Origin of the sequence: Candidatus Methylospira mobilis (assembly GCF_009498235.1) — a bacterium.
Lineage (GTDB): Bacteria > Pseudomonadota > Gammaproteobacteria > Methylococcales > Methylococcaceae > Methylospira > Methylospira mobilis.
Genome location: NZ_CP044205.1, coordinates 1,833,956 through 1,859,591, shown reverse-complemented (window position 1 = coordinate 1,859,591; position 25,636 = coordinate 1,833,956). Strand labels below are relative to the sequence as shown.

Genomic DNA, 25,636 nt, shown 5'->3' with positions numbered 1-25,636 from the left:
TGATCGCCCACCCTGCAACGGGGTTACAGGGCGAATACGAAGAGAGCCCCACCCATCTGGGTATAATTGGCCAGTTCCTTGAATGCGCCTACCGCGCCCAGACCTGCAGTCGGATCTTTCAGATCGAATACCAGCCCCACGCCCGGCCAGCCGCCAACGCCGCTGTAAATAGCGACATACTGCTTGCCGTGGTGTTCATAGGTAATCGGGTGACCGATGACGCCGGAAGGCAACTGGAACTGCCATTTCAATGCACCGGTGCGCGAATCGCGCGCCCTGATGTAACCGTCCAGCGTGCCGTAGAAAACCAGGTTGCCGGCTGTGGCCAGCGTGCCGCCCCAGACCGCAAATTTTTCCGGAACCTCCCAGGCCATTTTGCCGGTAACCGAATTCATGGCCTTGACCTGGCCCAAAGTGCCTTTCGGACCCGGATACATGTTCAGCGTAGCGCCGACAAAAAACTGACCGGCGCGGTAAGGCAGCATGAACGGCTCCCAATCCATGCAGATATGGTTGACGCCCATGAAGAACAGCTTCTTGTTGGGATCATAGGATTCGATGCCCTGATTGTGGTAGCCCATCGCCGAAGGACAGATGCCTTTGGCTTCATGATCCATTCTTGTAGAAAACTCGGGGTCGCGTATCGGCAAGCCGGTTTTCAGGTCGACCTTTTTGACCCAGTTCACGGTATCGTCAATCTTGAAGGCGTTGACCATGGCGCCGGTTTCGCGATTGAGCGTGTAAACCAGACCGTTACGATCCGGGTGCGTCAACAGCGGCGTCATTTTACCGTCGACTTCCTGCTCGGACAGACCCATGTAATTGATGCCGGCGTAATCCCATTCGTCATGAGGGGTTTTCTGGTATCCGAACCTGGCCTTGCCGGTATCGGCGTCGCGCCCCCAGATGGTCATGGTCCACTTGTTGTCGCCAGGACGCATGGTTTCGTTCCATGGCGCGGGATTGCCGGAACCGTAGTAAATCATATCGAGCTTGGGATCGTAGGCGTACCAGCCCCAGTTGGTGCCGCCGCCGATTTTCCAGGCGTCGCCTTCCCAGGTTTGCGTGCCCAGCCCGAACTGTCCGTAGTGGGGGTTATTTTTGTTGAAATCCTTGTCCAGCAGCAGATCTTCGTCGGGACCGGTTGCGTACGCCCTCCATTCCTGTTTACCGTCCTTGATGTTATAGGCCGTCACGTAACCGCGCACGCCCAGCTCTGCCCCGGCGCTGCCGATCAACACTTTATCCTTGACCACGAAAGGCGCGCCGGTCAGAGTAGAGCCCATCGCGATATCGGAGTTTTCCATTTTCCAGATTTCCTCGCCGGTCTTCGCATTCAGTGCGACGACATGGCCATCCAGTTGCGCCAGGAAAATTTTAGCTGGGCCGTGATCGCCAGCCGGTACGTAAGCAACGCCGCGGTTGACCACGTCGCAACACGCCACGGCACGTGCGGCCGGGTTCTGCTTAGGTTTATACTGCCACAGGATTTTACGGGTATCGTTCAGATCGACCGCAAAGACGTTGTTGGGAAACGGAGTATGCACATACATGATGCCGTCCACCACCAGCGGCGCGCCCTCGTGACCGTGCAACGTGCCGGTTGACATGCTCCAGGCCACCTTCAGTCCACTGACATTACTGCTGTTGATCTCGTCGAGTTTGCTGTAGTGCGTGGAAGCGTAGTCCTTGGTCTGCATGACCCAGTTGCGCTCGTCATGAGATATTCTGTCCAGTTCCGCGTTTGCTGATACTCCGCTTGATGTCAGCAGCGTGGTTACGGCCAATACGGAACCGCCCATACCGCTTGCGAGTTTGGAAATTCGCATGGTTTCTTCTCCTGATAAATTTATTCATGCCCGGCAGGGCGGGCTTGTCTTTGAAAGCCGCAGAATTATGGAGGATGACAGAATCAGGCAATACTGAGCATATCCCGAAGAAACCATGAAAAACGCATAAAACAGGCAGGAAATATTCACGCCATGTTAGTAAAGTGATACAAAAGGCAAAACTGTTCACTACCATCGAGCGGGATGTCGCGTGTAGAATCGAGGTTGAAGTTATTAGACCGCCCAACCGCTATGCGATTTGCACGGTAACGGGGAAACAAACATCGAGCCTTAAGGAGTTAATTTACGGCGTAGTTCAGATTGGCGCGTCTGCGCGCGTCTCGACTTGCACCTATCCAGATCCAAAGCCTGAATTGCTACAAAAAAGAATGCTCCGGACTGAGTCAAGCGCCAGAGAGTGCGTTAAAGGGGTGCGAATTGAGTGACGACAGGCGGGGCGGATCGCTCAAATGTCGATCTCGCAAAAGCGCAAAGGAGGCCAAGAGTCTCTATGACCCGCAGCTTCGTCTTTCCTTAAGTATTGGAGTGAAACGAAACATTAAGACAGCAGCTACAATCAGGGGGTTGCTACCGCATATACCAACATACTCCCACAGCGGCATCGGCAATCCGCTCCCCCGTCGGGGCGGCGAAGGCGGAATTTTGCGGAGCATACTTCGCAACCACCGTAGCCGGGCTGCGCTGCAATCCGTGGGGCGGGCTGTGGTTGAATGGAATAGGCCATGACGCAAGTGCTTTGCATGTTCGGGGAGACGCCTGCGCCATGATCGGTTAGTAGTAAGGACATTCGGAATTTATTTTTTATCCGGCTTGGGGATAATTGTTGCCGGTTGCCATACTTGCTCGGAGTTAAGCTCCTGCTCTATGTCATCCTCAAGAGGAATATTACCGTCATGAATTTTATAATTGCGATCCTGTAAATAGGCGTTTCGAATGAACTCATAACGATCCACCGCAGCCTGTTCGATAATACTTGAAGCGCTCAACAGGTTGGCGCGCTTGTCGATAATTCGCACGGCGCCAACGGTATAAGGCCACACTATCGGATTGACCCAGTTGATCGGATTCGCCGCGATATCGCCTGCTATGCCCACCACCCCTCTGGGAGAGCTGGGACCCAAAATAGGCACAACAAGATAAGGACCTGAAGGAATACCCCAAGTACCCAGCGTTTGATCAAAATCCTCAGCATGTTTGGGCAAGCCCATATAAGTGGCGATATCAACCGCTCCGGCAAGACCGAAGGCGGTGTTGATCACGAATCGCCCGCTATCCATGCCGAACTGTCCCAGCTTGAACTGAAGCAGATCGTTGCCGACAACCAGAATATCCTCGACATTATTCATGAAGTTGGTCACCCCCATGTCGACAAAACCGGGCGTAACAAAACGATAGGATTTGGCGATAGGCCTCAACAAATAATCATCCAAACCATCATTAAAGCTCTGCGCGCCGCGGTTCCATCCCTCCCAAGGATCATTTGGATTGGGTTTGATATCGGAAGCGCAAGCTGAAAGCAGCAGCATAACGACGGACACAATGGGCCATCTCAGCCATGTGAAAGCAACGGGTCTAAACTTCATTTTGTTATTCCAAAAATCACTCAGCCAAAACCAGAAAAGCACTGATAGTGCGGTTTTTCTTATAGGATAACATGCCAAACCTTTGATTTTATAGTAGTGAAGCTGACTGATTGCTAAAAACCAGCGCTTCCCGGGCTTGGCACCCCATATAAACGAAAAAAGCACCCTCGCCGGACACATAGCATTATCCGGTGCAATATGTATTACGCATGTGTAATATAATAATCTCCAGCGCTGTCACAGTCGAGCAAATTCAGTAAGCGTAAATTCATGAGCTTCAAGAAAACCCCCATGTCCGGCCGCTTCAGAGGCTACTTACCCGTTATTATCGATATCGAAACAGCAGGTTTCGATCCGCGAAATAATGCGGTGCTCGAAATTGCCGCGGTCATTCCCGATATGGATGAACAGGGTTTCCTGAAACCGGGCGAAACCTGTTCGGCTCATGTAAACCCCTTTCCGGGGTCGCTTCTGGACGAATCGGCGCTTGCGTTCAACAAAATAGATCCTTTCCATCCTCTGCGCATCGCGCTGGATGAGAAGGAAGCCTTGGAAAAAATTTTTCAGCCGGTACGCGCAGCCGTCAAAAGGAGCAGTTGTACGCGCGCCATACTGGTGGGCCATAACCCCGCATTCGATATCGGCTTCCTGAACGCGGCCGTATCGCGTTGCAACATAAAGAAAAACCCGTTCCACCCTTTCAGCACTTTCGATACGGCAACCCTGGGCGGATTAGCCTATTGTCAGACCGTACTCGCCAAAGCCGTAGTGGCCGCCGGTATCGAGTGGGACAAAAAAATGGCCCACTCGGCGCTGTACGATGCGGAACAAACCGCATTGCTGTTTTGCACGATAGTGAATCGCTGGAACGAGTTGATTACGCTAAGTGAAACCAGTTCCGCGAGCGCCACGTCAGCCTCTTACCCCAAAACCGCAATATCATTGCAATAAGAGGAGGAAGCAGTGGAGATAAGCCTGACTGTTGATCATACTGCCGACTCAGCCGTTGACGATGCCCGCAATGCATAGTCTGAACTACGGCCTTCAGTGATGTGCATTCTTAAGAATATCCTGCAGCTCACCGCTCTGATAAAGCTCCAGCATAATATCGCTGCCGCCCACCAGCTCGCCTTTGACAAATAACTGTGGAAAAGTCGGCCAATTGGAGTAAAGTTTAAGATTATCGCGAATGTCCGGGTGTTCGAAAATATTGACATAACTAAACTCAACTTCGCACTGCTCGAGGATTTGCACCGCTCTGGAGGAAAACCCGCACTGAGGAAACTCGGGAGTGCCCTTCATATAGAGAATAATGGCGGCAGATTCTATTTGATTTTTAATTTGATCCATGATGTCCATAACGGCCTCAATATTTATCGGAGGTAAAAGGTGTAATCTAACAGATTTTGCAAAGCGGCATAAGTCGACACGATTCGAGCGACTGCCCCGAATAACCGCGCGAAAAGTACTGCTTTCTTAGACGATCGAAAACAACAACCAACAATATCAATAAGTTGTTTTACGTATTTATAGAAAAAAAGTAAGTCCGGTATTTAGCTTACTAAAAAAGGCATACTCGGCAAAGAGAAGCGCAAATAATAGATACAAGATACCCTCGTGTTCTCCGATAGCAACACGAGGTTCAAGCACAACATAACCAAACAGAATGCCCCTTACCCAATTGCGCCTTATAGTACATTCGTGCTCTATCAGTCTTATAATGGCTATGTCGCTTTGCGCGTGCGCGCTCATACATACGACGACGCCGTCAGGAATTCCCCAGGATATGACACAGCAGGAATTTTCCGACTACGTAGAACGCGTATTTCGCCATCACAATATGGTTTACAATACGCTAATTACCGAGTTGGCGTTGGAAAATCCGGACTATAGCGATACGGAAAACGCCGAGTTACATCAGGCTGAGAAAAAAATGCTGTCGGTGTGCGCCCCGCTTAATGAAGTTGTAAGCGCGCAGGCAGAAGGCCGCAAGCTGGATGTAACCGTCTATATGAAGCTGACAAAAAGCGTCCCTGAGTGCGAAGCGGCTACAGAGCGTGTCGAGGGGTTGATTCCGTGAAACTCTGCATTTACAGAGGAGTACCAACATGCTGAAAACCATCGTAGTTACATTAATTCTTTTTCTGCTCGGATCGTGCTCAGGCACTCAGAAAACGCGGCAACAGGAGATACCGCCAGCGGCAATTCGCACGGCTCCCGCTGTCATCCCCGAGGTTGGAACAGAAAACGCGCCCGCAAACCCGCTTGCGCAACAATCAGGTACATTTCCCCGTACGCCTCAACTGGAAACACAGGTTGCTTTCTGGCGAAACGTATACTCACGCTGGAACCGTGGACAGGTAGCCTTGCATGATAATAAATTCATGGGCCTGGTCTATGAAGTTATTGAACTTCCCGGCACAATAAAAGATTCTTATACGCCGGAGCAGGAGCTACTCGTCAAGGACAAGCGCTTTCAATTACAGGCGCAACTGGACGAACTGGATCAAAAGTTACGCGCAGGAGTCCCACTCAGCGCACACGAGAACGCACTGGCGCTTAAAATCACACAAAGCGCAGGCTCTCGCAACGCCATACAAGGCAGCAGCGAGCGCGTGCGTGCGCAGCGCGGTTTGCGCGAAAAATTCAAGCGCGGACTGGAAATCAGCGGCCGCTACCATCGCGCCATCAGCGATATTTTTAGAAACGCCGGACTCCCCGAAGACCTTGCCTATTTGCCTCATGTCGAGTCTTCGTTTCAAACCAATGCCAAGTCCTCTGTCGGGGCCACAGGGATCTGGCAGTTTACCGGCTCAGCCGCTAAATCCTTCATGACTGTCGATGAATCGATAGACGAAAGACTGGACCCCGTCATTGCTACGCACGGTGCCGCCCGTTACCTGAAACACGCTTATAGCAGGCTGGGCTCGTGGCCGTTGGCGTTGACCTCTTATAACCACGGCATCGGCGGCATAAGTAAAGCTAAGGAACGCTACGGTCATGATTTCGACCGCATGGTAAAAGAATACGATGGCCCGCAATTCGGTTTCGCATCCAGGAATTTTTATGCGGAATATCTGGCTGCGCGAGATATTGCGCTGCAACCTCAGCTTTATTTTCCTGAAGGCGTAATGTACGAGCGCCCGCTGGAGCATAATCGGATTACATTGGACAGCAGCCTGTTTGTCTCCGACATCGCCAGGAAATATCAGGTGGATCAAACCACTCTGAACGTGATCAATCCGGCATGGAGCGATAAGACCCGAGCCGGCAGGGTCGCACTGGCTGCGGGAACGCACATCTGGCTGCCAGCCCGGAACAACTGGCAAAGCAGCAGTAACTGAAAGCTCGCGGCGCCTCTTTATCCAATAACATTATGCGAATGACACCGTAGCCAAACAACGACATGGAAAGCCGTGCGAAGCTACGGCTTTAATTACTATTCCGTAAGCCTACCCTCTCCTCCATGAATACAGTCGAACTGCTCTCCCCTGCCGGCACCATCCGAAATATGCGCTACGCCTTCGCTTATGGCGCTGACGCAGTTTATGCCGGCCAGCCGCGTTACAGCCTCAGGGTACGCAATAACGATTTTCTGGAAGAAAACCTGGCGACCGGCATCGCCGAAGCGCACGCTCTCGGTAAAAAGTTTTATCTGGCAAGCAACGTCTTACCGCACAACAGCAAGATAAAAACCTTTCTCAAGGATATTGCGCCCATCGTCGCGATGAAACCGGACGCGCTGATCATGGCCGACCCCGGGCTGATTATGCTGGTCAGGGAAAACTGGCCGGAGATGCCGGTACACCTTTCCGTGCAATCGAACACGATGAATTATGCGAGCGTCAAATTCTGGCAGCAGGCAGGCATCACGCGCGTCATTCTATCGCGCGAGCTATCGCTGGACGAGGTAGCGGAAATTCGCCAGCAATGCCCGGACATGGAGCTCGAAACCTTTGTCCACGGCGCATTATGCATCGCCTATTCAGGACGTTGCCTGCTATCGGGCTACTTCAACCATCGAGACCCCAATCAAGGCACCTGCACCAACTCCTGCCGCTGGAAATACGACTTAAGCGAAGCCCATGAAAACGAGGCCGGGGACATAGCCGCGGGAAAGCTCGATATCAGTCTGTCGGCGCTCAGCGCGGCCGAATGCGGAGGCGCTGCCCGGCACCCGCTGGCGGACCGGGTTTATCTTCTCGAAGAAGAAAACCGGCCAGGAGAATTCCTGCCGGTCATGGAAGACGAACACGGAACCTACATCATGAACTCCAAGGATCTGCGTGCAATAGAACATGTACAAAGGCTGATTGACATAGGGGTTAACAGCCTCAAGATAGAAGGGCGCACCAAGTCCCATTATTATGTCGCCAGAACCGCGCAGACTTATCGCGAAGCCATTGACGACGCACTATCGGGGAAACCGTTTAATCCGGAACTGCTGGGTATACTGGAAAACCTTGCCCAGCGCGGCTACACCGACGGCTTTTATCAACGGCACCATACCCAGGATCACCAGAATTATCTGCGTGGTTATTCCGAGAGCAACAAGCAATTATTTGTCGGCGAGATTACCGGCTACGATGTGAATAGCGGCATGGCCGATATTCTTGTGAAAAACAAGATATGTGCAGGTGACAGGCTCGAACTGATTTTGCCGGCAGGCAACTTCGATATCGTCGTCGAGCATATGGAAAACGAACAAGGCGTGGCTATCAGCGAAGCGTCAGGCGCCGGGTGGAAAATCAGATTGCCGCTGCCGCGAGAAGGAATGAAAGAATATGGTTTGTTGGCGCGCTATTTTAGTCGGGAATCCGATTGACTGTCGCGCGCGACCAAGGCAACGCCCTCATAATGAATACCCTCCCAACCGTAACGCATGAACGTACGAATATTGGCATGGTCGGTAGCTTCCGGGTGCTGCAAAACATCCAGCCGGTAGTAATCTCCGAACAGGGCAAGCGTCTGCTGTGGGGATAAACCATGCAATCGGGCGAAATAGAAAATCTTGCAGGAACCTTTATTGGTCCCGGCCTCATTAATAACCGGAGCCGCGCTGCCGACTCCGTTAATGAAACGAACGGGAACAAAGCTATACAAAGCATCAATTAGCACAATACTTTCACTGAAACATATATGCTCGCCCCGATCAAGACGCGCTATCATCCGCTTTACTGCTGACATCATCCGGGTAAAAGGAAAGTGGAGCCCCCTCATCTTTACCGATTACTGCCGGCACAGCGTAAAACGACAACCGCTAGTTGCCGAAACCGCTCTGCCATGCGCAAGGCGAAGCGTATGGAGCGTTGGTTGATCCGAGAGTGCCGCTGTCCGTTGGTTGACCGAGAGCACCTCGCCCCCGGCTCAACCAGGAAAGCATTGAAATAACCTGCGAATGAGCTTATTTCGCTGTAATATTAACCTTGGGAACCCAACCGGTCTTGCCCTGGCATTCGCCGTCTTTCAGCGCTACCTTGACGAAGCTCAAATAATTCGCGGTTATTTCTTCCTCAACAACGGCGGACGTTCCCGCAGCCACCTGACGGCAGAGTACTTGCATATCGTCTTCCTCTTCCGCTGAAACCAGTTTCGGCGTAGCGGTCAGGATAGTATTGCCGACGTTCGGATTTTTTATCAGAACCTGCTGTCCGGGAGCTACGGCAACTATTTTCGCCGTACCCAATTCGCCGTTTTCCGTACCCCCCATTACCATCACAATAGCTACTACCACTATCGCGCCTACCAATCCATACAGCGCTTTGGGATTATCTTTTAGCGTAGCCAGAATATTATTCACCGCGCTACCTGCTTCGTTTTTATTAGTCATTATTATTGTCTCCTCTTAATTTGCCGAATTCCGCACGCTATACGGAAGTAGTAAACATTAACACGAGTGCATCATGCAAACCAGCCGTTAGTCCCTTGCCGGCACCTTTCAGCCTGTTGTTCCAACAGTGGAGCGAAATGGGGATTCTTAATGCCGGCAGGCGCAGCCGCCCGCCATACCGCAAGGAGGCAACTGCGATGCCGATGCCCTGCCTGCAGCAATACCGCCAATGGCAGGCGCAGCCAGTTTCTTTTTCACTTCTCCGCCGCAATCGGGGCATTCGGGTTTGGGGTCGTTAATTTTGTGCTGAACCGTGAACTCGGTCTGGCATTGGGTACAATGATAATCGTAAGTAGGCATATATCTTACCTGTCAAATCAAAAAAAACGTTAGTAGCAATTCAAAAAGGCTTCAAACTCGCAAGTAAAACGATAGCGATCAGAAACACAACCGGCACCTCGTTCATCCATCTGAAAAACACATGACTATGTCTGTTCTGATCGTGCTTGAGCTTGAACAGGCAGATTCCGCACCAGGAATGGTATCCCACCAATAGAACAATCAACGCCAGTTTGAGGTGCAGCCATCCGCTCGTTTTATACAGATCCCAGGCGTATTCATGCAGCATCCAGCCTCCGAAAACCAGCGTCAATATCATACCCGGCGTCATGATGCCGAAATACAGTTTGCGCTCCATGATCTTGAAGCGCTCGATACTGACCACGTCAGAACTCATGGCATGGTACACAAATAAACGAGGAAGATAAAAAAGCCCCGCAAACCAAGTCACCATAAAAATAATATGGAATGCCTTAAGCCACATCCGAACGTCTCTCCTCAATCATTTTCCTGATACGCGAGCGCAATTGATCGAAATCAGGCATCCCCGTCCAGTGCTGTATCAGTTCGCCATCGACCCCTATCAAAAAACTGTCAGGCACCCAGCGCACATTATGAAAAGCCTTGGCCAGAATGCCCTGTTGATCGTAAACAACTGGAAAGGGAAGCTGCCTGACATTGCGTACCGCCACAACCTGACTGGGCATGTCATAAGACATCGCCACTGCCAGGATATGAAAACCGAGGCCTTCGAATTCCCGGTACAAAGCGGATAAACCGTCCAGTTCACGCAGACAAACCCGGCAATCGGTCGCCCAAAACGTAACAAGCACCGGCGCGCCTTTCAACGCGTCCAGGTTAATTTGCCTGTTTTCCAGTGTGGAAAAAATTACATTACCGGGTACCTGGCTACTCCGGAACTGTATCCCGAAATAACCAGTGGCAACCGTCAGCATTACAACACCTGCGATAGCGTAAACTGCAGCTGCGCCTGGTTTTGCTTTCGCTTCGTGAGCCAACGGATTATCGCGCCGACCGACAATAATAATTAACCCTCAATCTGCTGGATTCCATCCAGATACCATGTAGGCTGCTTGCTGTATTTGGATCGAATGAAATGCCAGACCTCATGTACCCATACCGGATTCGCCGAGCGTTCCTCGCGCATCAATACATCGAACTGTACGCTGGCCTCGCGCGTATCGCCTACATCGGCGACGCGCAGCAATTTAAGCTCAACCTGTAACAGCTCAGTATGATTTTCACCGGTTCTGGCGCGCACCTGATCCTGGAGTTCGGCGAACACCTGATCAGTGGTCAGCGCGCGCATTTCGGACAATTGTCCGCTGTCCCAAGCTTGCTGCAGTTGCATGTACGCCGCTTTCGCGCCACTCATAAAGGCGTTCTTATCGAAATCCGCCGGTAACATATCGGGTTGCACGTTGCCTGCGGCGCTTGTCGTACGCTGGCGCGTAGACAGCACGTCGGTCTCGAAACCGGCATCGCCCTGATACTGCTGCCGAGCCATGACGGAAGACGCTGTGGCTTGCTGCGAGCGGCGCGCGGACAGGAGTTTATAAAGCAGAAACCCCACCAGCGCAAATACGATGATGTCCATGAAGTTGATATGCTCGAACGCGCCGCCGAACAGCATCGCACCCAGCATGCCGCCCAGCGCAAGACCGCCCAGCATGCCCATCAATCCGCCGCGGCGCCCCAGGGACTCTCTGGCCGCCTGATTCTTCGCCATGGCCGGCGTAGCGGCGGGAGTCTGCTGGGGTGAAGCCGACGGACGCTCCGCGCCGGCGGGCGCTCGATACGGTTGACTGTAGGAAGGCTTGCCGCCAAATGATTTGCCGCCGCCCATGCGCGCAGCGTTAGCTTCTGTCAATATCAGCATCGACAGCACGGACAAAATCAAAAAAATCGATGTTTTCAGTCGCTTCATGATGTCAAACCCTGGTTTGTTTATAGTCGTTTTGAATTGGAAAAAAACGAAACGTGTATTTGTCCGGTCATGTTACAAGCACCCATGTCGAAGTGCAACAATACTATCGCAACCCCAGCGTTGCGCGTGTTTTCGCTTTAGCCTCTTCGCTTTTACGCAGCATGACGTAAACCGCTCCGGAACCTCCGTGGAAAGGCTGTGCGCTGTGAAAAGCCATCACTTCGGTCATCATCGGCAGCCAGCGCACCACGCAGCTTTTCAATACGCCCTGAGCTTCCTTTTGCCGCACGCCCTTGCCGTGAGTAATCAATACCGTGCGTTCATCCCGTCGCATACAGATTTTAATAAATTTATAAACGGCATCCCGAGCAACCTCGATCGTCATCAAGTGCAGATCGAGCGAAGCCAGAACCGGATACCGCCCTTGCTGAAGTTTATCGAATACACCGTTTTGCACGCCTTCCCGCTTGAAGCTGATAATGGCTTGGGGATCGACCAGATCGACATAACCGGACGGCAGAAAATTATCGTCAACCCGATCTTTTTGCGCTGCGAAACGCCGATAAACCTGTCCCGGAACAGAAACAGGCTTCCGCTTGTCGGTCAACGCGACCTTGTCCACCGGACGGATCGGGTTCACATCGGCAACTTCTTTCCTGAATAAATCAAAATCTTCGTCGTTCATACCGCAGCTCTAGACCGGAACTATACTTTGCCAAAAACTACAGGTTGGACAATGCCAATGCAATTCCGTTCCTGCAAAACCGCAGTGACCGCACACATAGCGGACCGAAGGCAGCGCTATCCGGTTAATGGCGCGGTCCACTTTGATCAAAATCGATCTGCCGCTTTCCTGCTCCGACTCAAGCAATAAAGCGCTCAACATACGCAGCAACTTGATTGATGGACTTTTATCCAGCATCAGATGTAATTGATCGATAGCCGCATCTACTCCGGACTCCGTCTTAAGGTAGGCTACCCAGCCCAGACCGGCGCTTTCGAGCCCGTAGGTTCCATATAAATAGCCAAAATAGCCGACTACTTGCCCGACAGGAGTTGCCAGTTGCTCGTTACAGAGTATCAACGGCTCTATTATTTCACTGAGAAAAGCGGGATTTTGCGACTCGACGGTTTTTAATGTTTGCAGCGCCGCGTCAAAATGTCCGCTTCGCATCTGCAAACGCGCTGTCGACAATGTTGCCCTTACGCAGCACCTGTCCTTTTCCAATGCCTCGTTCAGCAGAGCAAGCGCCCGCTCTTCGCATCCGGCAGACAAGGCTTGATCGGCCAGCTCGCAATAGAGTTGCGAAATGGTTAAAGCATGCGGTAGACGACCCATGCGTTCGAGCACCGACGCGCATTCGATTGCTTTCAGCCACTCTTTCTCATGCTGAAAAATATGCAGCAATTGTTCGAGCGCGCGTTTTCGATAGTGTTCGTCCCCGGTCAGGTTGCTGAATAGACTTTCCGCCCGATCGAGCAAGCCGGATCGCAAATAGTCCGTTGCCAGTTCGAATTGGGCGGCGGCTGCGTGTACGCGCGTGAGATCGTTGCGGTTTATCAGGCTTTCATGAATTTCTATCGCCTTTTCAAGGTCGCCCTTGCGTCGAAATAAATTGCCCAATGCCAGGTGGGTTTCTATCGTTTCGGCATCCGACGCCATCAGATCGGCAAAAGCATGAATAGCCTTCTCCGGCCTTTCATCCAGAAAATGGCCTATCCCTCGACAGTAAGCTTCCCGCAGTTCCTGAACGCGATCGACCAGGTAGTATTTTTTAAAATAACGCCATGCGGCATACCCTCCCGAAGCGGCGGACACGGGAAGCAATAAAAAAAGCCACTCGCTCATGAATACCCCCCAAAGACATTAACCAAGAGAAGATGCAACTTATTCGGTACTGCGGTATGGCTTAATAAAACGGGGCAGGATGAACCATGGGACTGTATTCACATCGAAGCCGGTGAAATCGTAAAGGGCGTGAGGCTATTCGAAAACGAACCGGATGCTTAACAAGCATGACATTGAGACGGAGCTATGTGCCAAGTCGAAAAAAAAGCGCCCTCCCAGTCCCTTGAGGAACAAAAGTAGGGCGCATCTGTCTCTCTGCCAGGCACTCCTGCAAGAGTGGTCACTATCCATCCCGGCTAGCGTACTTAATTCGACGATGTTTCCCGGGAAGCATTGACCCGGTCTCTAAGCTCTTTGCCCGGCTTGAAGTGAGGAACGTATTTTGAATCCAGTACAACCGCATCGCCGGTCTTGGGATTACGTCCGGTTCGGGGTGAACGATAGTGCAACGAAAAACTGCCAAATCCGCGTATTTCGATACGCCCGCCAACCTCTAGAGTCCGGCTGAGTTGTTCAATAATCGATTTAACCGCTTTTTCCACCACATCGGATGGCACCAGGCTGTTTTTCGCAATTAGAAGTTCAATAAGCTCTGATTTTGTCACCGGTATACCTGCAAAACATTGATATGGGGCTTTCGAAAATATTAAATGGCCCAAGTTGGCACTGGTTGCGCCACTTTTCTCACATAACCAACAAGCTATTGATTATACAGGCAGACGGCCACTCCTACGCCCATATCCGCACGCAGGAGCAACAGTCTATCGTTGTTATTTTTCCAAATGTACTTTGAAAAGATCGCCGAGCGTCGCCGTACCGGGATTTTGCGAACTATAGTCCTTGATCGCTGCCGCTTCTTCGTCCTGATCCCTGGCCTTGATGGACAAGCTGATGCTCTTGGTCTTTTTATCGATGCCGATAAACTTGGCTTCCACCTCATCGCCGACATTCAGCTGGGTTCGCGCATCTTCCAGGCGATCGCGCTGAATTTCCGAAGCACGCAGATATCCTTCCACATTTTCGTTGAGCGAAATAACCGCGCCTTTGGCGTCAACTTCCTTAACCGTACCCTTGACCACTACGCCTTTCTCGTGCGTTGCAATCCAGTTCTGGAACGGGTCCTGCTCCAACTGTTTGACGCCAAGAGAGATACGTTCACGCTCAGGATCGATGGCAAGAATGATGGTTTCGACTTCATCGCCTTTCTTGTAGTTACGTATCGCTTCTTCGCCGGGCATGGACCAGGAGATATCGGACAAGTGCACAAGACCGTCGATGCCGCCATCCAAGCCGATGAAGACGCCGAAATCGGTAATCGACTTGATGTTGCCGACCATCTTGTCGCCTTTTTTATGGGTGACGGCAAACTCTTCCCAGGGATTCTGTTTGCACTGCTTCATACCCAGGGAAATACGGCGGCGCTCCTCGTCGATATCCAGCACCATGACTTCGACTTCATCGCCCAGTTGCACCAGCTTGTTCGGGCTGACGTTCTTGTTGGTCCAATCCATTTCAGATACGTGAACCAGACCTTCGACGCCCTCTTCCAGCTCAACGAAGCAGCCGTAGTCGGTCAGGTTGCTGACCTTGCCGAACAAACGCGTATTCGCCGGATAACGGCGCGCAATGTTCAACCACGGATCTTCACCCAGCTGTTTCAGGCCCAGCGAAACGCGATTCTTCTCCTGGTCGTACTTCAGAATCTTGACCTGGATTTCCTGACCGATCTGCACCGTTTCGGAAGGATGACGCACGCGTTTCCACGCCATGTCGGTAATGTGCAGCAGGCCGTCGATACCGCCCAGATCGATAAACGCACCGTAATCGGTCAGGTTCTTGACTACGCCGCTGACAATTGCGCCTTCCTGCAAGCTGCCGAGCAACGCTTCTTTTTCCGCGCTGAACTCGGACTCGACCACTGCGCGACGCGAAAGCACGACATTGTTGCGCTTCTGATCGATTTTGATAACCTTGAATTCCAGATCACGGCCTTCCAGGAAAGTGGTGTCGCGTACCGGTCGCACATCGACCAGCGAACCCGGCAAAAATGCACGCAAAGCGCCAATGGCGACGGTAAAACCGCCGCGTACCTTGCCGTTGATGCGTCCCACCACGGTTTCGTTTTTCTCGTGGGCAACCTCAAGATCGACCCACGCCTTCTGTTTTTTCGCCTTGTCGCGATTCAGCAGCGTGGCGCCCATGCCGTCTTCAAGCATGTCGAGCGCAACTTCGACCTGATCGCCAACCTGGACTTCGAGCTGACCGTCATCGCTCAGAAACTGCCATTTCGGAATTACACCCTCGGACTTCAGACCGACGTTAACAACGACAACGTCCTGCCCGATATCGACGACGGTTCCGCTCAGGAGGCTCCCTGTGCGCATCTCGGATTTGGCCAGACTTTCTTCAAATAATTCAGCAAAGCTTTCGCTCATAATTCACATCACTTTTTTGAACAACTGTAAACACGGTCTCCATGCCTACAGAGTTCGGTCAGGGTTATAGACACCGTCAACCTCCAGGGTTGACGACTCGGGGGTTTCAACAAAAAATCGCTGCGAACGATCAAATCGCAACATGGGCAATACATGCGGCTATGACCGCATCTATGCTCAACGCCGTGGAGTCGATGACGACCGCGTCGTCTGCCTGACGCAACGGCGCCTCCACGCGTTCGCGGTCGCGCCGGTCACGTTCTTCTATCTCTTCTGTCAATTTTGATAGATTAACATCGATACCTTTTTCTTTCAACTGCTTATAGCGTCTTAATGCACGCTCTTCGGCACTTGCCGTCAAAAACACCTTGTATCGGGCATCGGGGAAAACCACGGTACCCATATCGCGGCCATCTGCGACCAGTCCCGGAGAGCGCCGAAACGCACGCTGTTTTTCAAATAGCGCCTTGCGCACTTCCGGCAACGCGGCAATGATGCTGGCGGCATTCCCGGTGGTTTCGGTAGACAGTTCCAGAGTAATATCGACGTCACCCAGCAAAACTCCCGGCATGGCAACGGTTTTAAAGCGTAAATCCAGCATTTCCGCCAATTTCGCCAGCGCACCGGCATCGGAAAGATCCAGCTTCCGCTGTACCGCTGCATAAGCCAGCGCGCGATAAATCGCACCGCTGTCGAGATAATTCCAGCCCAGACGCCCGGCCACGGCGCGGCTGACCGTCCCCTTACCCGCTCCGCTGGGGCCATCGATCGTCAATATTGGGATATCATTTGTCTGCATCATGGTTCGGCTCCTTCAACAACCAGAACTTGCCCGAAGGATCGCGTCAAATCCACAAAGCCTGGAAATGAAGTATTCACATTTTCGCAATCGCGGACAACGACGGGGCCGGATGCGCGCAAAGCCGCCATGGTAAACGCCATCGCAATGCGGTGATCGCCACGGCTGTCAACCTCTCCGCCGTGAATGACGCCGGGATGTATCACCATGCCGTCAGGGGTCGGCTGCGCGTCGATACCCAATATCTGCAACCCGTCGGCCATCACCTGGATACGGTCGCTTTCCTTGACACGCAACTCCTCCGCGCCGGACAGCCGGGTCTCGCCCTCCGCGCACGCCGCCGCCACAAACAGTACCGGAAATTCGTCGATCGCCAGCGGCACCAGATGCTCGGGGATGACTATGCCTTTAAGCGCGGCGCTACGCACACGGATATCGGCTACCGGCTCGCCACCCACAACGCGCTCGTTCAGCAAGGCGATGTCGGCTCCCATCAAACGCAAAATGTCGATCACGCCGGTCCGTGTCGGATTAATGCCGACGTGGCAGATAGTCAGATCGGAATCGGCCGCGATCGAAGCGCCCACCATGAAAAATGCTGCCGATGAAATATCTCCGGGCACATCGATAGAAGTTGCCGTCAAATGTCCGCCGGAAGACAAGCATATTTTATTCCCTTCCCGTTGAACCGCATAACCGAAACCCGCCAGCATGCGCTCGGTATGATCACGCGTCGGCGCGGGCTCGGATACGCTGGTTATACCCTGCGCATATAGTCCCGCCAGCAGCAGGCAGGACTTTACCTGGGCGCTGGCCATCGGCATGTCGTAATGCATGCCTTGCAGGCCGGCGCCGCCATGAATCTTCAATGGCGCGGTGCCGGTTTCGGAAGTTTCGATTTCCGCCCCCATTAACCGCAACGGCTCCGTCACCCGCTTCATCGGCCGGCGCGTCAGCGATGCATCACCGGTCAACGTCACGTCGAAACGCTGCCCGGCAAGCAGTCCGCTCAGCAAACGCATCGAAGTGCCGGAATTTCCCAGGTACAGGGCATCTCTGGGCGGCTGCAAACCATGCATGCCGACGCCCCGTATCGTCACGTTACCGGCATCCGGACCAGCTATGTCGACGCCCATCGCGCGAAATGCCTGCATGGTCGCCAGACAGTCTTCAGCTTCGAGAAAACCGCTGACCCTGGTGGTACCCTCGGCCAGCGAACCCAGCATGATGGAACGGTGCGAAATCGACTTGTCTCCCGGCACGCGCGCCTCTCCGCGCACATAGCCGCCAGGAGAAACCATATAATTGATTTTTTTGGTATTATTCATGTTATTAACTGATCTAAAAAGCGTTGCCTTGCTTTGCGTGCATCGCTGAAATAATGCAACAGATGCTCAGGGTTATCGTCAAGTTTTATTATTTCGGAAACCTCGCGCAACTCCCTGGATAAATCCTCAATCAGCGGCAGGATAAAGTCCCTGTTGGCCAGACAAATATCGGCCCACATGCGAGGATCGCTGGAAGCGATACGGGTAAAATCGCGAAATCCGCCGGCGGCATACTGAAATATTTCCTGCTGATCGTCCTTGCAACCCAGCAAATGCACCAAAGCAAACGCAAGGACATGCGGCAGATGACTGGTCGCCGCCAGAACCGCATCGTGATGCGCCGCATCCATTAACGACACGCGCCCACCCAGCGCCGACCAGAATGCGCTTATTTTTTTTACCGCAGCGTCATCGTTATCGGGATGCGGCGTCAAAATCACGCGCTTATTGACAAACAAGCTGTCGCTGGCCGCACCTACGCCACTGGATTCAGCCCCCGCAACAGGATGTCCAGGCACAAAATTTTCAGGCACACGACCAAAACAACGGCGGGCTGCAGCCAGCACATCCAGTTTGGTGCTTCCGGCATCAGTGTACAATACCTGGTCGGACCAAATCGGCTTCAGGCTTTCGAACAGGGTCTGCGTCACGCCTACCGGGACCGCGATCACCACCAAATCCGCCTGCTCTGCGGCTGCGGAGGCCGACTCGGCGATGCGATCAACAACGCCGAGCCGCAAGGCTTCCAGCAGGTTTTTACTGCAACTATCGAAACCTATGATTTCTGTGGCCACTCCCTGCAGACGCGCGGCACGCGCGATGGAACCGCCGATCAGACCGACGCCGATAATACCAATCCGGTAACTGTCCGCCATCACGCCAATACGCGGTCCAGCGCATCCAGAAAGGCGTTATTCTGCTCCGCCGTTCCCACGCTGACACGCAAATGACCGGGCAAACCATAGTTGGCGACCGGCCTGACGATTACGCCGGCGCGCAGCAGAGCCTCGTAGACTTCAAGTGCATTACGGTTGACGTCGACGGTAACAAAGTTACCTACCGAAGGTATGAAATCGAGCCCGCGCGCTTCAAAAGCCTGCGACAACTGCAGAAGACCGGCGGCATTTAACCGTACGGTGCGCTTTAAATGCTCACCATCGTCCAGAGCGGCGGCAGCGCCCGCCAGCGCCAGCGAGTTGACATTAAAAGGTTGACGTACCCGATTCAGATAATCGGCTATTTCGGGGCTGGACACGGCATAACCGACGCGCAGGCCGGCCAGACCGTATGCCTTGGAAAAAGTACGCGTCACAACCAGATTGGGGTATTGCGGCAGCCATTGCAGTGCATCGGGATAATCCGGCTCGTCGACATATTCAAAATAGGCTTCGTCGATAACAACGATGACGTGATTCGGCAAGCGCGCCAGAAAATCCGCCAACTCCGCGCGCCGCAGCCAGGTACCGGTAGGATTATTGGGATTGGCGATGAAAACCACGCGCACTTTCCTGTCTATCAACGCCAGCATCGCGCCCAGATCGTGACCGTAACGCATAGCGCTCACACCGTCGCCGGCGCGCGCGATTCTTGCTTCCGCGCCCACTGCCTGCGTGACTATCGGATAAACGGCAAACGCATGCTCCGAATAGACCGCCGCAGTTTCCCCTGACAAAAAAGCGCGCGCCACCAACTCCAGCACATCGTTGGAACCATTGCCCAAAGTTATTTGCCCGGCATTGGCCTCCAAGTTGTGCGCGAGTGCGGCTTTCAACTCAAAGCCGCTGCCATCGGGATATAAATGCAGGGCATCGAGCGCAGACCGCACTGCAGCAAGCGCGAGAGGGCTCGACCCCAAAGGATTTTCGTTGGAGGCGAGCTTATCAATATTTTTGATGCCTAGCTCCCGTTCGAGCTCGCTGACCGGCTTACCGGGAATATAAGGCGTTAATTTTCCGACGGCGGGAAGTACAAGTTCGTGGGCATTCATATAATGGAAAACAGAAGGCTAGAGTTAAAACCAGGATTGCACGATTGGAATCAGGTCAGTCCTTGTGCTGAGTTTACGCATTCGCCGGATAAAACACGCAACGATTCCCAGCTAAAAAACCGCATATCAGACTGTGGCGCGCGGATAGGAACCCAGTACATTGAGACTATTCACGCACCCTTGCAACGCTTGAAGCGCGGAGGCAAGCGCGGGATCGCTTTGGTGTCCTTCGACGTCGATAAAAAAAACATAGTCCCAGTTCTCGCGCCGGGAAGGTCTGGATTCGATCTTGCTCATGCTGATTTTGAAGCGGGCAAAGGGCTCCAGCGTATTGTAGAGCGCACCCGGCGTATTCTGCGTGGAAACCAGCAACGAAGTTTTATCGCAGCCGGTAGAGCCGACCGGATTATGCCCTATTACCCAAAAACGCGTCGTATTGCCGGGTTCGTCTTCGATACGGCTATGCAGAATATGCAAGCCGTAAATTTCAGCCGCCGTATCGCCGGCGATTGCCAGCGCATCGGGTTCATCAACCGCTCTACGCGCAGCCTCCGCATTGCTGCTGACGCTAATGCGTTCCGCATGAGGCAGGTTTTTATCCAGCCATCCCCGGCATTGCGCCAACGACTGCTGGTGCGAATAGATGCAACGAATTGCGTGTGCGTTTTCTCCGCTCAAATCGGCGCGGACGCCCATCAAATTATGATGGATACGCAATATCACCTCGCCGACTATCAGCAGCGGAAAATGTAGAAAACAATCCAGGGTCTGGGTTATCACACCCTCGGTGGAGTTTTCCACCGGGACAACGCCGAACTGGCAAACCTTACGATCGATCTGGCGAAAAACATCGCCTATGCTCTCCGCGCTTCTGTCCTGGATAGCCCGCCCGAAATGCTTAAACGCCGCCTGCTGGCTGAACGTGCCTTCCGGTCCGAGAAACGCCACGGTCAGCGGCTGCTCGAGCGCCAGCCCCTCGGACATCAGTTCTCGAAAAAAACGTATGACCGCAGCATTGCCCAGAGGCCCGGGGTTATTCTGCGCAACCCGGCGCAAAACCTCAGCCTCCCGTTCGGGGCGATAAAAACTGGAGCCGCCCGACGCAACATCGGTCTCCCGCGCCTTGACCTCGCCAACAGCCTGGGCGCAACGCGCCCTGCGGTTAATCAAAGCCAGAATCTGGTCGTCAATATCATCGATTTGCCGCCGCAAATCGCTCAGCGATTGTTCAACAGTCACAGAATTTCTCTTCGAATCAGATATAAAACGAAATCGCAACTACCCTTATACCCCACAGTGCACCGATGTCCTCGGAACTAGCCGGCGGCATCCTCATCGTCGGCAGGCTCGGCGCCATCCCTTGCGTCAGGCTCCGCCTCATCGCCTTCCAGATCGGGAAGGTTGGCGATACGATCCACGCCAACCAGTTTTTCTCCATCGCTCAAACGAATCACGGTAACGCCCTGCGCATTACGTCCGACCACCGAAATTTCAGCCACGCGCGTACGCACCAGGATGCCGGCATCGGTAATCAGCATGATTTCATCGGGCTGATCCACCTGCACCGCACCCACTACCGCGCCGTTGCGCGCGGAAGTCTGTATTGCAATAACGCCCTGTCCACCACGTTTATGCCTTGGGAACTCGGCAATTGAGGTGCGTTTGCCATATCCGTTTTCGGTTACGTTCAACACAGTTCCCTGCGCGGCATCACCTTCGACAACAATCAGCGCGATTATTTTTTGACCTTCATGCAACGTCATGCCGCGCACGCCGGCGGCGGTGCGACCCATCACGCGGACATCGGATTCATTGAAACAGACCGATTTGCCGTCGCTGCTGAACAGCATGATATGCTGGCTGCCGGTGGTGACCGCCACATTGACCAGACGGTCGTCTTCGCGCAGTTCGATCGCAATCTTGCCGCTGGGGCGCGGACGCTCGAATTCGCTTAACGCCACTCTTTTCACCGTACCCGAGGAAGTCGCCATGAAAATAAAATGGCTCTCGTCGAACAGGCGTACCGGCAGTATGGCATTGACGCGCTCCCCCTCCTGCAACGGCAGCAAATTGACAAACGGCTTACCTCGCGCCGCGCGCGCGGCAACGGGCAACTCATACACCTTGAGCCAGTAAACCTTGCCGTGGCTGGAAAAACACAGAATGGTATCGTGCGTATTCGCCACCACCAGTTTTTCGATGTAATCTTCTTCCTTGGTCGCCGCAGCCTGCTTGCCGCGTCCGCCACGGCGTTGCGCACGATAATCCGAAAGCGGCTGCGACTTGACATAGCCCTCGTGTGAAACCGTCACCACCATATCTTCTTCGGTGATCAGGTCTTCGGCGCTCAGGTTCAAACGATCATGCAATATCTCGGTGCGGCGCTTATCGCCAAACTGGTCGCGCACAGCCACCAGTTCATTGCGGATTACCGACATCAGGCGCCTATCGTCACCCAGAATGTCGAGCAGGCCGTCAATCTGCTCCAGCAAGGCCTTGTACTCGTCGATAATCTTGTCCTGTTCCAGACCGGTCAGACGATGCAGGCGCAAATCCAGTATCGCCTGCGCCTGTACCGGCGACAGACGATAGCCCGAACCGTCCATGCCATATTCCGGCTCCAGATTTTCCGGCCGCGAACGATTGGCCTCCCCGGCCCGCGCCAGCAGTTCCGCCAGTAAACCGGACGCCCATACCCGCGCCAGCAGGCGTTCCTTCGCTTCCGCCGGATTGCCTGATGTTTTAATCAGCTCGATTACTTCGTCCAGGTTGGCCAGCGCAACCGCCAGACCTTCCAGAACATGGGCGCGCTCACGCGCCTTGCGCAATTCAAAAACGGTGCGCCGGGTGACAACTTCGCGCCGATGATCGATAAAAGCCACCAGCATCGCCTTGAGATTCAGACACCGGGGACGGCCGTCTATCAGCGCCACCATGTTGATGCCGAATACATTCTGCATCTGGGTCTGTTGATAGAGATTGTTCAGCACGACCTCGGGTACTTCGTTGCGCCGCAACTCGATAACCATGCGCATGCCGTCCTTGTCCGACTCGTCACGCAGCCCGGAAATACCTTCCAGCTTCCCGTCCTTGACCAGTTCGGCGATCTTTTCCAGCAGGCGCGCCTTGTTAACCTGGTAGGGAAGCTCCTTGACAATAATGCTTTGCCTGCCGCCTTCTTCGCCCTCGAATTCGCAACGTGCGCGCAGATAAATGCGTCCCCGCCCTGTCAGGTAGGCTTCACGTATGCCCCCGGCGCCGTTGATGATACCCCAGGTAGGAAAATCCGGGCCCGGTATGATATGCATCAAATCTTCGATGGAAGTCTCGGGCGTATCGATCAGGGCCAGACAGGCGCTGACCACTTCGGTCAGATTGTGCGGCGGGATATTGGTAGCCATGCCCACCGCAATACCGGCCGAACCGTTGACCAGCAGATTCGGTATACGCGTCGGCAGTACCGACGGCTCACGCTCCGACTCGTCGTAGTTGAGCACGAAGTCGACGGTTTCCTTGTCCAGATCCGCAAGCAGATCGTGAGCAATGCGCGACATGCGAACTTCGGTATAACGCATGGCCGCCGGTGGATCGCCATCGACGGAACCGAAGTTGCCCTGGCCGTCGATCAGCATGTAACGCAGTGAAAACGGCTGCGCCATGCGCACGATGGTGTCGTATACGGCCGAGTCGCCGTGCGGATGGTATTTACCGATCACGTCACCGACAACGCGAGCGGATTTCTTATAAGGCCTATTCCAATCGTTGCCCAGCTCCTGCATCGCAAACAACACTCGCCGATGCACGGGTTTCAAGCCGTCGCGAACATCCGGCAACGCGCGTCCGACAATTACGCTCATGGCATAATCGAGATAGGACTGTTTCATCTCGTCTTCGAGATTTACGGGGACTATTTCTTTGGCAAAAGAGGACATCAGGGTCGTTTCAGTTTGCGTTAAATGCGCAATAACGGCAAATTATAACAGATTTCGCGCGTCCATCGGAGCGAAAACCGAAACATAAGGCAACCAAACTTAACTGTCCGAAAACAGAAAGCGGATAACAGCACCCGGCAGTCCCAAAAGCTAAAGAGCGGGCTATCCCTATATAACCGGGCATGGCGCAAGCGTCGGCCCCTATCATGCAAACGTTTGCGCCATGCCCGGTTTCCCTCACACAGCCTCTCCCAGCGGGAAAAAAGATTAGGAGTTCGCTTCGCGATTTGCACGGCACGAAAGCAGGACAGATCGAATGCTAAAGCCTGCAGCTCTTATGCGCTGGTCTCGATAAATGATCCGCCATCAGAAAGAAAAAGCGGCGCAGTTCGGAACGCTGCCTTCTTCACCGGTCTCGATCAGTTCCCACCGCGCCCGATGCCGTAATAGCTGAACCCAAGCGACTTGAGACTTTCAGGATCATAAATGTTGCGTCCGTCAAATATGACAGGAGTCGACAGTTTTTCACGGATCAGCGGAAAATCGGGGCTTTTAAAGACATTCCATTCGGTTACGATCACCAGGGCATCGGCGCCCTCCAGTGTCAGGTCGGTGGTTTCGCACAACACCAGACCGGAACGCGTGCCATAGATGCGGCGCGCTTCATCCATCGCCACCGGATCGAAGGCGCGTACGCGCGCGCCATGCGCCCATAGCTTTTCGATTAACGAGCGACTCGGCGCCTCGCGCATATCATCGGTATTCGGTTTAAATGCCAAACCCCATACGGCTATGGTTTTACCCTCCAGATCTCCGCCAAAATGCCTGCTGATTTTTTCGAACAAACGATGCTTCTGGCTTTCATTAACCGCTTCCACCGCCTGCAACAACTTCGCCTGGTAAGCGGTATCGCGCGCCGTTCTTTCCAGCGCCTTGACGTCCTTCGGAAAACAGGAGCCGCCATAACCGCACCCCGGATAAATAAAATGATAGCCTATACGCGGATCGGAACCGATGCCGACACGCACTTTTTCTATGTCGGCCCCGAGGAGCTCAGCCAGATTGGCCAACTCATTCATGAAACTGATTTTGGTCGCCAGCATTGCGTTGGCCGCATATTTTGTCAACTCCGCAGAGCGGATATCCATGCATACCAGACGATCATGATTGCGGTTAAACGGCGCATACAACGCGCGCAGCAGCTCGGTGGTTCTCGGATTGTCGGTGCCTACCACAATACGATCCGGCTTCATGAAGTCATCGATCGCAGCGCCTTCCTTCAGAAACTCCGGATTGGAAACGACATCGAACTCAACCTGCTTGCCGATCGCCAGCAGGCGCTCGTTCAAGGCCGCGCGCACGCGGTCGGCGGTTCCGACCGGCACCGTCGATTTATTGACGATCACGCGATAATCCTGCATGCGCTCGGCTATGCTGCGCGCTACAGCCAGCACGTACTGCAAGTCGGCCGAACCGTCTTCGTCCGGCGGCGTGCCGACGGCGATAAACTGAAACAGGCCATGCGCAACGGCGACATCGATATCGGTGGTAAAATGCAAGCGTCCGTCCTGCATATTCCGCGCAATCAAATCATCAAGACCCGGTTCATGTATCGGAATTTCACCGCGGTTCAAACGTTCGATCTTGGCTTCGTCGATATCGATGCACACGACGTCATTGCCCACTTCCGCAAGACAAGCGCCCGTTACCAACCCTACATAGCCTGAACCGAATATTGAGACTTTCATGCTTTAAT

At 53.5% G+C, this 25,636-nt stretch carries 24 protein-coding genes; 4 read left to right on the top strand and 20 right to left on the bottom strand.

Annotation, left to right across the window (positions count from 1 at the left end):
- Nucleotides 1-23: 23 nt before the first annotated feature.
- Entirely contained in the window at nt 24-1,829 is a 1,806-nt protein-coding gene (locus F6R98_RS08175; RefSeq protein ID WP_153248590.1) for a methanol/ethanol family PQQ-dependent dehydrogenase, read from the bottom strand.
- An 815-nt stretch (nt 1,830-2,644) separates the two neighbouring features.
- Entirely contained in the window at nt 2,645-3,433 is a 789-nt protein-coding gene (locus F6R98_RS08170) for an MlaA family lipoprotein (RefSeq protein WP_153248589.1), read from the bottom strand.
- A 270-nt stretch (nt 3,434-3,703) separates the two neighbouring features.
- Here F6R98_RS08170 and rnt point away from each other — a divergent pair, with 270 nt between their 5' ends.
- Nucleotides 3,704-4,384, top strand: a complete 681-nt coding sequence (gene rnt, locus F6R98_RS08165) for a ribonuclease T (protein WP_153248588.1) — start codon at nt 3,704-3,706, stop codon at nt 4,382-4,384.
- A 93-nt stretch (nt 4,385-4,477) separates the two neighbouring features.
- Here rnt and grxD read toward each other — a convergent pair whose 3' ends face one another.
- Nucleotides 4,478-4,792 carry a Grx4 family monothiol glutaredoxin gene (gene grxD, locus F6R98_RS08160; protein ID WP_153248587.1) on the bottom strand — a complete coding sequence of 105 codons (315 nt, stop codon included), beginning with the start codon at nt 4,790-4,792 and terminating at the stop codon, nt 4,478-4,480.
- A gap of 427 nt (nt 4,793-5,219) precedes the next feature.
- On the opposite strand from grxD, the gene F6R98_RS08155 reads away from it, so the two are divergent.
- From F6R98_RS08155 to trhP, 3 genes are all read left to right on the top strand, one after another.
- A complete protein-coding gene (locus F6R98_RS08155) occupies nt 5,220-5,513 on the top strand; it encodes a hypothetical protein (RefSeq protein ID WP_153248586.1) in 294 nt (97 codons plus the stop codon).
- Nucleotides 5,514-5,541: 28 nt separating this feature from the next.
- Nucleotides 5,542-6,777 (top strand): lytic transglycosylase domain-containing protein, encoded by a 1,236-nt coding sequence (locus F6R98_RS08150; protein ID WP_153248585.1) that lies wholly within the window; start codon nt 5,542-5,544, stop codon nt 6,775-6,777.
- 122 nt (nt 6,778-6,899) lie between these two features.
- Entirely contained in the window at nt 6,900-8,258 is a 1,359-nt protein-coding gene (gene trhP, locus F6R98_RS08145) for a prephenate-dependent tRNA uridine(34) hydroxylase TrhP (RefSeq protein ID WP_153248584.1), read from the top strand.
- Here the strand turns inward: trhP and F6R98_RS08140 are convergent.
- The 17 genes from F6R98_RS08140 to F6R98_RS08060 form a co-directional block, all read right to left on the bottom strand.
- Nucleotides 8,234-8,602: a HopJ type III effector protein gene (locus F6R98_RS08140; RefSeq protein ID WP_320412166.1), complete on the bottom strand. Its 369-nt coding sequence runs from the start codon at nt 8,600-8,602 to the stop codon at nt 8,234-8,236. The genes trhP and F6R98_RS08140 overlap by 25 nt on opposite strands.
- A 235-nt stretch (nt 8,603-8,837) precedes the next feature.
- On the bottom strand, nt 8,838-9,263 hold the full coding sequence (locus F6R98_RS08135) for a hypothetical protein (RefSeq protein WP_153248583.1): 426 nt from the start codon (nt 9,261-9,263) through the stop codon (nt 8,838-8,840).
- A 147-nt stretch (nt 9,264-9,410) separates the two neighbouring features.
- A complete protein-coding gene (locus F6R98_RS08130) occupies nt 9,411-9,623 on the bottom strand; it encodes an FmdB family zinc ribbon protein (protein WP_153248582.1) in 213 nt (70 codons plus the stop codon).
- Between the two features lie 40 nt (nt 9,624-9,663).
- Nucleotides 9,664-10,086: a protoporphyrinogen oxidase HemJ gene (hemJ, locus tag F6R98_RS08125; RefSeq protein ID WP_153248581.1), complete on the bottom strand. Its 423-nt coding sequence runs from the start codon at nt 10,084-10,086 to the stop codon at nt 9,664-9,666.
- The gene (locus F6R98_RS08120; RefSeq protein WP_153248580.1) at nt 10,076-10,558 is read right to left on the bottom strand and encodes a peroxiredoxin family protein; all 483 of its coding nucleotides are present in this window, start codon (nt 10,556-10,558) and stop codon (nt 10,076-10,078) included. The genes hemJ and F6R98_RS08120 overlap by 11 nt, the downstream gene beginning before the upstream one ends.
- Nucleotides 10,559-10,650: 92 nt before the next feature.
- Nucleotides 10,651-11,550 (bottom strand): Tim44 domain-containing protein, encoded by a 900-nt coding sequence (locus tag F6R98_RS08115; RefSeq protein WP_153248579.1) that lies wholly within the window; start codon nt 11,548-11,550, stop codon nt 10,651-10,653.
- A gap of 103 nt (nt 11,551-11,653) precedes the next feature.
- The gene (gene smrA, locus F6R98_RS08110) at nt 11,654-12,235 is read right to left on the bottom strand and encodes a DNA endonuclease SmrA (protein ID WP_153248578.1); all 582 of its coding nucleotides are present in this window, start codon (nt 12,233-12,235) and stop codon (nt 11,654-11,656) included.
- A gap of 9 nt (nt 12,236-12,244) precedes the next feature.
- On the bottom strand, nt 12,245-13,399 hold the full coding sequence (gene lapB, locus F6R98_RS08105; protein ID WP_153248577.1) for a lipopolysaccharide assembly protein LapB: 1,155 nt from the start codon (nt 13,397-13,399) through the stop codon (nt 12,245-12,247).
- 305 nt (nt 13,400-13,704) lie between these two features.
- Nucleotides 13,705-14,004: an integration host factor subunit beta gene (gene ihfB, locus F6R98_RS08100; RefSeq protein ID WP_153248576.1), complete on the bottom strand. Its 300-nt coding sequence runs from the start codon at nt 14,002-14,004 to the stop codon at nt 13,705-13,707.
- Between the two features lie 165 nt (nt 14,005-14,169).
- Complete coding sequence (rpsA, locus tag F6R98_RS08095) at nt 14,170-15,834, bottom strand: 30S ribosomal protein S1 (RefSeq protein WP_153248575.1); 1,665 nt, start codon at nt 15,832-15,834, stop codon at nt 14,170-14,172.
- Nucleotides 15,835-15,964: 130 nt separating this feature from the next.
- Nucleotides 15,965-16,633, bottom strand: a complete 669-nt coding sequence (gene cmk, locus F6R98_RS08090) for a (d)CMP kinase (RefSeq protein ID WP_153250970.1) — start codon at nt 16,631-16,633, stop codon at nt 15,965-15,967.
- Nucleotides 16,633-17,961 (bottom strand): 3-phosphoshikimate 1-carboxyvinyltransferase, encoded by a 1,329-nt coding sequence (gene aroA / locus F6R98_RS08085; RefSeq protein ID WP_153248574.1) that lies wholly within the window; start codon nt 17,959-17,961, stop codon nt 16,633-16,635. The genes cmk and aroA overlap by 1 nt, the downstream gene beginning before the upstream one ends.
- Complete coding sequence (locus F6R98_RS08080) at nt 17,958-18,836, bottom strand: prephenate dehydrogenase (RefSeq protein WP_153250969.1); 879 nt, start codon at nt 18,834-18,836, stop codon at nt 17,958-17,960. Before F6R98_RS08080 ends, aroA begins: the two co-directional genes overlap by 4 nt.
- Nucleotides 18,836-19,948, bottom strand: coding sequence for a histidinol-phosphate transaminase (gene hisC / locus F6R98_RS08075; protein ID WP_153248573.1), 1,113 nt, complete (start codon nt 19,946-19,948; stop codon nt 18,836-18,838). Before hisC ends, F6R98_RS08080 begins: the two co-directional genes overlap by 1 nt.
- Nucleotides 19,949-20,074: 126 nt before the next feature.
- Nucleotides 20,075-21,187 carry a prephenate dehydratase gene (pheA, locus tag F6R98_RS08070; protein WP_153248572.1) on the bottom strand — a complete coding sequence of 371 codons (1,113 nt, stop codon included), beginning with the start codon at nt 21,185-21,187 and terminating at the stop codon, nt 20,075-20,077.
- A 77-nt stretch (nt 21,188-21,264) separates the two neighbouring features.
- Nucleotides 21,265-23,880 (bottom strand): DNA gyrase subunit A, encoded by a 2,616-nt coding sequence (gene gyrA, locus F6R98_RS08065; protein WP_153248571.1) that lies wholly within the window; start codon nt 23,878-23,880, stop codon nt 21,265-21,267.
- Nucleotides 23,881-24,299: 419 nt separating this feature from the next.
- Nucleotides 24,300-25,628 (bottom strand): UDP-glucose dehydrogenase family protein, encoded by a 1,329-nt coding sequence (locus F6R98_RS08060; RefSeq protein ID WP_153248570.1) that lies wholly within the window; start codon nt 25,626-25,628, stop codon nt 24,300-24,302.
- Between the last annotated feature and the right edge of the window lie 8 nt (nt 25,629-25,636).